At 53.5% G+C, this 7,903-nt stretch carries 6 protein-coding genes; 1 reads left to right on the forward strand and 5 read right to left on the reverse strand.

The genetic code is table 11. The features are described 5' to 3' along the window. Positions 1-132: 132 nt before the first annotated feature. The 4 genes from BSZ35_RS19150 to BSZ35_RS19165 form a co-directional block, all read right to left on the reverse strand. The gene (locus tag BSZ35_RS19150) at positions 133-1,308 is read right to left on the reverse strand and encodes a site-specific integrase (RefSeq protein WP_105014210.1); all 1,176 of its coding nucleotides are present in this window, start codon (positions 1,306-1,308) and stop codon (positions 133-135) included. Positions 1,309-1,612: 304 nt separating this feature from the next. Next, the gene (locus tag BSZ35_RS19155) at positions 1,613-2,317 is read right to left on the reverse strand and encodes a porin family protein (protein WP_105014211.1); all 705 of its coding nucleotides are present in this window, start codon (positions 2,315-2,317) and stop codon (positions 1,613-1,615) included. 467 nt (positions 2,318-2,784) lie between these two features. Then, a complete protein-coding gene (locus BSZ35_RS19160) occupies positions 2,785-3,204 on the reverse strand; it encodes a hypothetical protein (protein WP_105014212.1) in 420 nt (139 codons plus the stop codon). A 286-nt stretch (positions 3,205-3,490) separates the two neighbouring features. Continuing rightward, a complete protein-coding gene (locus BSZ35_RS19165) occupies positions 3,491-5,359 on the reverse strand; it encodes an AAA family ATPase (protein ID WP_105014213.1) in 1,869 nt (622 codons plus the stop codon). Positions 5,360-5,569: 210 nt separating this feature from the next. On the opposite strand from BSZ35_RS19165, the gene BSZ35_RS19170 reads away from it, so the two are divergent. Next, on the forward strand, positions 5,570-6,412 hold the full coding sequence (locus tag BSZ35_RS19170; protein WP_105014214.1) for a nucleotidyl transferase AbiEii/AbiGii toxin family protein: 843 nt from the start codon (positions 5,570-5,572) through the stop codon (positions 6,410-6,412). A 28-nt stretch (positions 6,413-6,440) separates the two neighbouring features. Here BSZ35_RS19170 and BSZ35_RS19175 read toward each other — a convergent pair whose 3' ends face one another. After that, the gene (locus BSZ35_RS19175) at positions 6,441-7,376 is read right to left on the reverse strand and encodes a hypothetical protein (protein WP_105014215.1); all 936 of its coding nucleotides are present in this window, start codon (positions 7,374-7,376) and stop codon (positions 6,441-6,443) included. Positions 7,377-7,903: the final 527 nt, after the last annotated feature.

Below are 7,903 nucleotides of genomic sequence, written 5' to 3' on the forward strand. Positions count from 1 at the left end.
TGTGCTACGGTATACAGTACATGCACTACCGATTGCGACTCGTCCGTCATTGACTCCACCGAGGCGCTCGTCGAAGCGTTGTGCACGGAAGCTCACAAAAGCAAGATTCCCATGGTTTTTGGGGGTATCGTGTCAAAGCCCAATCCCCTCCGCCGGATTGTCCTGAAAGGTCCCCGCCTCCTCGACGTACTGGTTAAACGTCTCCCACGAGGCGTGCCCGGAGTGCTCTTTGACGCGCCGCTCAGGTTTCCCGGCGCGGATCGCCTGCGTGATAAAGCCCGCCCGAAGGGAGTGGGCCGAGTATTCCTCCGAGTCCAGGCCGGCGCTTTCGGCGTGTCGTTTCAAGACCTTTGAGACGTACTGGGCCGTCATCGCGCTCTCGCCGATGGATTCGCCCCGGTAGAAGCGTCGGAAGATATCCCCTTCAAACGGCCCCTCGACTTCCTTCTCAGCGGCTTGTATCCATTGCCGGAGTGCAGTAACGGGACAGGTCTCCTTGTTTGAGCCGTAGGGAAGGCCGTTGACCAGTCCCTCCGCCTCCTGATCGCTTTTCGACTTCCGAATGTACACGTTCACGCCCTCGCCCTCAATGAACTGAACATCTTCGATGGTCAGGGCCACCAGCTCGCTCCGGCGGAGCGCCCCGGTCCACCCGACCAAAAGGAGCGCCCGGTCGCGCAAAGAGGTTAATGTTAGCCTGCCTGTTGGACCATCGTCCGAGTTCGAGTAACGGGGGAGGTGCTCAATAATCGACTTCAAGTCTTCGACCATAAGGGGAGGGGCACCATCTTGCTGACGGGTCTTCTCCCGAACGATGCCTTTCCAGATTTTCCTTAATGGACCTTCGGCCACCGACGCTGGCGACTCGTGGCCTTCTTCTTTGTGGAGGGAGGCAATTGCCGCAAGACGTCGTTCTAGCGTCGCGAGGCTGAGCTCATCGGCCCGCGCGCCGAGATACAAACCGATCGTTTTCGGCTCGGCCGGCAGCCATTCCCGACCCATTTTTTTGCACCAGTGGCGAAAGTCCTCCAGGTCCGCGGCGTAGGCCCGGATCGTGTTCTCCGCCTGGGCCTGGGCGGCGAAGTCCTCCAAACGGCCGAGGCTCTCCTGCAGCTCGCGCAGGCGCTCGGGGTCTTCCAACGCTTCGGTTTCTCCGCCGAGGCCGGAGCCGCTCTCAGAGCCTTCATCCGGTCCGTCCCCCAAACGCGGGCCATCTTTTCCGATCTCAGAGAGGGGCGGCGGGGCGAGTTCGCCGGGCTCGTTGTTCTCCGACGGATTCCCGCTGGAGGAGCTGGGCTGGTCGGTCATGGCTCGGGGAGCTTGGGAGCAGGACAATAAGGACGCCCGTGCGGCCACGCGCGAGGACGTGCGGCAGGGGCCACTCAGGGGCCTGAAGAATAGCGTTTCGCGTCCCCGATAACAACCGATAACTTGATCTTATCGGTCCTAAAACTTGAGGGCAAAATTGGTACCTGCCCAGGGCTGGACCACAGGTGAGCCAGCCCCGCACCGGTACCCGCTGGCTGCAATTTCCAACAGAAGAGCCCGTCTCTCCACATGGCTTGAGAGCCCCCGAATTGACTCTATCGACTCGCAGGCCTCGGAAGTCGGGCTACTGTAGAGAGAAGGAGTATCCTACCCCGACGCTAATCACATCGTTCTGAATATCCGCGTCGCCCTCAGAATCAAGGGACGTAAAGCTCGGGTTGTACCGAATGTCCAAGAATATCGTATTTCCTGACTGGAGGGCGTACGATACCCCACCACCGAGCACAGCACCAAGGTCAGTACTTTCCACGTCGTCGTCGGACGTATTAGTTTCAGATACCGATTGGCCCGCCGAGCGCGCCGTGAGATCTGCCTCGGTCTCCGCATTTATCGAAAACCCTAGTGACGGCCCTGCGAAAAGATAGGGCTGAAGTTGACCGCTCGTTGGAATCACGTATTCAGCAAGCACAGGGATATCGAGGTAATCGTACGACGATGTGGCCTCAAATTCGACTGTAACCGACTGCCCGTTTATTACTCCTGAGGCTGACCCTTCGAAAGTTGTCCCTTTCTGAGAGTACGTTACCTCCGGCCGAATCGAGAAGGCTTCCGTGATGCCAAACCGAAGGAAGCCTCCCACACGCAGTCCAATTTTTCGACCAAAGTCCGACGATCCCTGATTTCCCACAACCTGCTGACTGAGCGTATTTGTGTCTCCCCGAAACGTGGCAAAGTTGGCTCCTCCCCGGATGCCCAAATCGATTCCTTGAGCCGCCACCGATCCGCATGACATGAACAGGATGACGAGAACGGCTGATACCTTCTTCATAACAGGGATTCGTTTACGGATTCGTAGAAGAGCAGATACGAAATGGTTGTGGATCGGCAAGCGGCCAGCGTTCTTGCTTCGCTCACAGACTCGCTTGGTTTCCAACAGGAATTAGAGTACGAAACACTCAGTGCTTGCGAAAACAAGATAGATGCTGTCCGAATGATTTCATTTCGTACTCAACTCGAATCGAAATCCTTGATTCCTCCCTACTGAGTTGTGCTCGGTTTGACAACGGACATGCACAGGGAGTGAGGTGATAGTGTTTGCTATCGTGCTTCTCGGAGGAAGTCTACAATATCGGTTGTATTCTCGCCCTAAGTCGCCATCGACCTACCCTCACCGAGAGGGCTGTTCTCACGACGGACGATTGCAAGGCTAGAGATGGTAGAAAGCGCCCATCCGTTCGTCCGACCATTCGCTAGGTCTATGCCCTGCGTGTGCGAGAGTCTGTTCTGAACCGGGGATTAGAGCTCCTGCTCTATCCTTTTAAACCATTCATTGTATAGCTCAAGAGCGGCATTCTTTCCTATGCTTTGCGCATTGCTCTGACCGAACGCATTCTCGGTCTCAAGCTTGATAGTGAGGAGTAAGCTGGACTGATTTTCGTTTATTTCCTGGACCCTCGCTTGCACGGAGCGACTCTTGTCTCCAACGAAGGCTGCTGCCATCGTGGAGTTGGACTTGGTTTCCGTATTTACTATCCCAGTCGGGCGGTCAATGGATTCGATGGCGTATCCCTCGGCGGTGAATGCGTCAACGGCGGCAGTAATGACTTTGTCCTTCGGATAATCGAAGGTCCGGGTACGGTTTTCCCGAGCGATGTCCTGTGTGGTCGCGCATCCGAGTAGCAGGAGAGCAGGAAAGAGTAAAACGAGCCGGTTCACTAGTCTGGATTTTCTTCTTGAAAGAAGGGAGGGCGACGAATCTTCTTCCTAGTCTTCAGGGGGGAGGCGTTTTATCATAGGTGAACTCCTGGAGTATGTCTAACCGTAAAGTCACTAGCACGGCAAGGACGCAGATCGGAGGTTGAGCGCTACCAGATGTATCGAGTCACCGAGGAGGAAGAGCGCTTGATTGCTCTAAATTTTGGAGGGGAAGGCTGTATTATCGGTTGTAATAATTCCTGCGCTGAAACAGATTCATTCTGCCGGTGAGTTTGGGTTCGTGTGGTCAGTCGATCCCGGCCGTTTCTCTAAGCGAACCAAACGCATTAACTATCGCGCCTGGAATCTCCTCCGTATGGCAATGCCGAGCGACGGAACGGGCTATTTGCGGTTTCCGGACGTCGTTTCTCAACTGAGGCCTGACCTCACCATATACTTTATCCTGCAGCGCCTTAGAAAATTTTTTCTCTTCACGCAGGGCCTGGATATGATCGGCATTCCATCCTTCTCCATTCGCCCGTGGAAAGTCATCATTGAGCGCACGCACGTAGACCGCATTGGCGAAAGCGTCTTCAAACTCTTGTGTGCCTATGAAAGTGGTCTGGTTCTCGAATAGGCCATCAGGACAGTCTATTTGGGTATCTTCTTCTAGAGCCTCCGGCGTTAGGGTGAGAAGCGAGTCAGAACTCGTACAGTCTGAATCGAGAAGAAGATGTGTCATCTCAAGGCGATTCTTAAGGAGAACACTCAAAACGGACTTCCATGCCCCACAGGTACGTAGATTCACAATTTGAAGTCCATCGCGGCTAGGAGTGCTCCCGAAGAGCTTATTGTAGAGAACTGGAAGCGCCTCATCTTCACTTGGCCCTTCGACGACAAGAAATCCCTTTTCGTATAGGAGAGATGTGTTGGATAGGCCAACTGCTCGGCCCACTTGGTCGAAGAAGTCCACAGCTGTGTGCGTCCCTTCACTATCGTCTCCAGTTCCTCTGATGTATGTAGCACTGCGCTGGTTTTGATCATCGATCTCGATCAGATTGATGCTTTCAGGAGAAGCACGGTCTATAAAGAACACCGAGTGTGTACAGACAAAGCACTGGGTTTTGGCCTTCTTGTCCTGAGCAAGACCCGATACGTTTTCGAATAGACGTCTCTGTGCTTCATAATGAAGATTCAGGTCTGGCTCGTCGTACAGCCTAATCACGCTCTCTCTTGCACTCTCACTTGTGGCCTCGCGATCCCATTCCAAGAGCCCCATCCAGATTCGCTTTTTGGTACCCTCTCCGAAGGATTCGATGCGCTTCTCCCCATCGCCTAAATCGACCGTCAAGCTGACATCTTCAACCACGCTTGTGAAGTCGATTTCCGGCTCGACTCCTACCGATTGCATCCGTGAATGCTGACGTAGAAGTTCGTCTTTCGCCTTTCGTATTTCCTCATTCAATCGTTCTTCGATATCGTCCCGGATCGGCTGTAAATCCTCTCGCTCTTTGGGCTTTCCATCTTCGTCTTCTGGTGCAACAACAGTCGCTGCTACCCGCTTCAGAGTCGATCGCACCATCCGATTCGGAGAGCGATAATTGGTTGCGGAAGTCTTTTCCAAATCGGGAAGGTGATCCTCCAATCTGGAAAATGAGGTAGGAAGGATTTTCCACTCGTGCTCTGCCTTCCCCTGTTTGACAATCTTCTCACGCCGGGCAAGTCGATCCTCTTCCTTACCTTCCGGACTCACATCGTAGTCCTTTAGAATGTCTCGTTGCTTCGGTCTCTTAAACGTCTCAAACTTATCCAAACGCTCATCGCTGTATCCCCGTCCTTTCACGAAGGTCTGAACGTTATCGCCTTCAAACTGCTTCCGAACAAGTAGGGTATTATTCTCAGGCCCCGACCTGAATTCTTCGGGCACTCCATCGTGGGACTCGAGAGTGAACTCCCCTTCGACGATAACCTCTTCTGCGACCGATCCTTCGACTGTCCGGCGAGGGTGTCGGTCGGACTCAAACACCCCGTCAGTCAAGAGGACCTCGATCGCATTCAGGAGAACAGTCTTCCCTGCATCGTTCTCCCCGATTACAACGCTCAACCGATTAAGGTCAGACAGCTCAAAGTCTTGGAAGCAGCCGAAATTTTTGAGGGCTATCCGCGATAGGATCATCAGAGGCGAAGAGCTTAAGCAGAGGAGAGTACGAATTCTTCTCTATTGAAGGGCATCCTCTAGACACTTGGTAGACGCCATCATAACGTATTTACTGACCTTCTCCAATCCTCAGCGGCCTGCTCAGCTGTCGAGGCTTTTATCTCTCACATATTCGCGATTGTCCCCCTCGAAATGTCCCAGCAGTTCTTGTAATAGCAGGAAAGCCTTATGCCCCACATTCCCGAAGAGGAAGCAATCCGCGCCGTGTTGCAAGCACTTTCGCTCGATGACCTCCTCCAGGACCAGTTCGTCTTGAAGGGAGGGAACGCCCTGAAATTTGCATTCGACAGTCCAAGGAGTTCGGTCGATGTCGACTTTAGCTCGACCGAGCCTCATCCAGATCAAGAGGATCAGGAGACAAGGAAATTCCGGGACGAGGTTGTAGAGCGTCTGAGTGCCACTCTCACGGAGGTTGTATCCGAGTATCGCTATGAGGAGATGGTGGTACAGAGCAGCGAGATCAAGCCGCCAAATCTTCCAAAGCGGAGATTCCCAGCGCTGGAGATCAAGGTCGGATACACGGAGCTGGAAGACCGGACGCCTCCGTACAGTGACGTCGTAAAGCTAGAAATGACCCTCAACGAGGTCGTCTGCGAGGCAGAGTATCGAAAAACTGGAGGGTTTGAACTTCATGTCTCGAGCCTCGACGACATTATTGCAGAAAAGCTCCGAGCTCTCCTGCAACAAGTCACTCGAAATCGGTATAGACCGGGCGACGTGTTCGACATCTGGTTCTTCACTACACGAGCCCCGAAGGCCCTGGACCGCGCTCGCATTGCCAGATTTCTTCAGGAGAAGAGCGAAGGGAAAGTCGGAGACGGCTCTGTTTCCCGGAGGATGTTCGACCATCCCGAGGTTCGATCACGCGCGCAGGAGGGTTACGACGAGATCGAGGACCGAATTCCACAGTCAGTTACTCTCCCCCCGTTCGAAGAAGCGTTTGAACAGGTGCTCGGCTTTGTAGAGATTCTTGACTTGCCGGAGGGTCGCCCCGAAGATCTATCGGGGTAAAAAAAGCCCTCCGATTCCCGAGAAGCGATCAAGAGTAACTTGCGTCTCGTTCAGTGAGGATTGCCGTCGGATGGTTAATCGAAAGATTCCATTCGTCGCTGTACTCGGATTGAAATTCCCGTTCGGGATTGAGAACACGGGACCCACCTCGCGGAGTTTTCTCCTCTTTCCAACGCTTCAACTCCTGGTGATCAATACCAAGCGTTTCCATCACAAACCCAATTCGCTGATATAGAATTAGCTGATCGAATCGACTAGCGTAATTGACAAGCCGCTCCGGAGATGGGTCGGCACGCACCCAAGCCCGGAATACTTCATTCATCCCCCCGCACCGCCCGGGATGGCGCAGGCCATCAATAAGGGTGCGTTCAACATCGGTACATCGGAGCTCTACGCCCCCCGTGCGTGATACTCCATGTCCGAAGAACCAGTCTTTCTTGAGCCGGTGGGTGACAATGGTATAGCCATCATACTCCTCAACTCGCGCGCTTTGAGGAAGCGGCTGCATTCTCCAGTCTTCTGGCTTCGTTCCTGGAGGAACTAAAGTTTCGGTATCTTCCGAGTCTGTACGCTTCAACACCTCCCCTGGAGAAGAAGGGCCTTCGTAAAGGTGGATTCGGCGGGAGCGTTGATCTGTGAGCTGGTGTATTTCCATAGCCGATGAATGAGAGAGAATCCCGAACGGGTAGGCCTCATTGGCCAGCTCGTATATATTTACGCTTTCTCGCGCGTACGGACTTGTCACCTTGTAGAGGGTTTTCCCCTTGATGACTTCAGTTAGGCCCTCACGTTGTAGCTTCTCAACGGTCCGCTGGGCCTTCGACTCGTCGTAGAAGGAGTCTACTTCCTGACGGAGAATGAGATGAGCACGCCATGAGGAGAGCACATGGCGGTTCTGGTCCGCGAGTTTTGAGAGGACAAGATATATCTCTTTCATGGTGAATCCCGTAAGCACGACTTGCATCGTGATCCCTAGGACACGATGCAAGTCGTGCTATGCACTTTTCAGCGATTTGTTTCAACTGATGTCACGCCTCGATTGCCTGCAGTCGACCCGAGGCCCTGCCTATGCATCTAGGAGATTTTTCTTTAAGGGATCCTCCTTTTACTACGTAAAAGGAGGATGTGAAAAGAATCGGTCGCGCCCACGCGCGCGATCTGGAAGGGCCTTACTACGTAAGGCCCTTCCAGACATACACGTGTGTGATGCACTGCCACCATCGTAATAGATAAAAAAAAATTGACACGCTGTTCTGGCCGATTAATGCCGGCAGATGCCCATCTTTTATGCAATGCGTCCATCCTCTGAACGCTAATAGAAATCTCCCAGACAGCCGCTGCATCTGCAAACAACCCGTCCTACACGAAGAAGAAAGCCGGACCACTTTGGCCCGATTGGAGCTTAAAGTATGGAGGAATCACGTTTCTGAAAATGCCGATTTTCCGAAGCATCGCTCCAATCGAACATAGACCACACACTATGCACGACGA

Source organism: Salinibacter sp. 10B (assembly GCF_002954405.1).
GTDB lineage: Bacteria > Bacteroidota > Rhodothermia > Rhodothermales > Salinibacteraceae > Salinibacter.